The 626-nt window shown below is 67.9% G+C and carries 2 protein-coding genes; one reads left to right on the top strand and one right to left on the bottom strand.

Annotated elements, in window-relative coordinates:
* Window positions 1-145, top strand: a 145-nt coding sequence (locus tag MOV75_RS41020) for a histidine phosphatase family protein (protein ID WP_247008559.1), incomplete at its 5' end; no start/stop codon positions are given.
* Here the strand turns inward: MOV75_RS41020 and MOV75_RS41015 are convergent.
* Window positions 138-626: nicotinate-nucleotide--dimethylbenzimidazole phosphoribosyltransferase (locus MOV75_RS41015; protein ID WP_247008557.1), on the bottom strand; the 489-nt coding region annotated here is incomplete at its 5' end. The two genes, MOV75_RS41020 and MOV75_RS41015, sit on opposite strands and share 8 nt — an antisense overlap.

Genomic DNA, 626 nt, shown 5'->3' with positions numbered 1-626 from the left:
CACCATCCGCGCCGCGCTCTGCATCGCGCTGGATCTCACGCCGCAGGCAGCCTTGCGCTTCGTGATCGATCCGCTGTCGCTGACCCGGATCGATCGCCTCGCGGCCGGCTGGCGCATCGTGTCCGTCAACCAGCGGATCAGCTAGGTCTGTCAGGCACGTTGGCTTGCGCGAATGTTGCCATGCCGTTGTGGAGCGCGCAGGCGAGGCGCACCAGCGGCAGCGCGATGGCGGCACCTGATCCCTCGCCGAGCCTGAGGTCGAGGCTGATCAGCGGTTGCACATTGAGCGCGCGGAGCACCAGACGATGCCCCTGCTCGGCCGATTGATGCGAGGCCAGCTGGAACGGCTGGCATGACGGGTTCAGCCGTGCTGCGGCGAGCGCTGCCACCGACACGATGAAGCCGTCGATCAGCACGGGGATGCGGCGCTGCGCGGCCGCGATGATCGCGCCTGAGATCGCTGCGATCTCGAGCCCGCCGACAGCACACATGATTTTTTCGGGCGACGCACCCGCAACGCCATGCAGCGCAATCGCGGCATCGATCACGCGCGCCTTGTGTGCGCGGCCGGCCGCATCGATCCCAGTGCCGCTGCCGGCGATTTCCTCGGCACTCACGCCAAGCAG

Origin of the sequence: Bradyrhizobium sp. PRIMUS42, assembly GCF_023006515.1 — a bacterium.
GTDB lineage: Bacteria > Pseudomonadota > Alphaproteobacteria > Rhizobiales > Xanthobacteraceae > Bradyrhizobium.
This window is presented reverse-complemented; position numbering and strand designations above follow the sequence as displayed.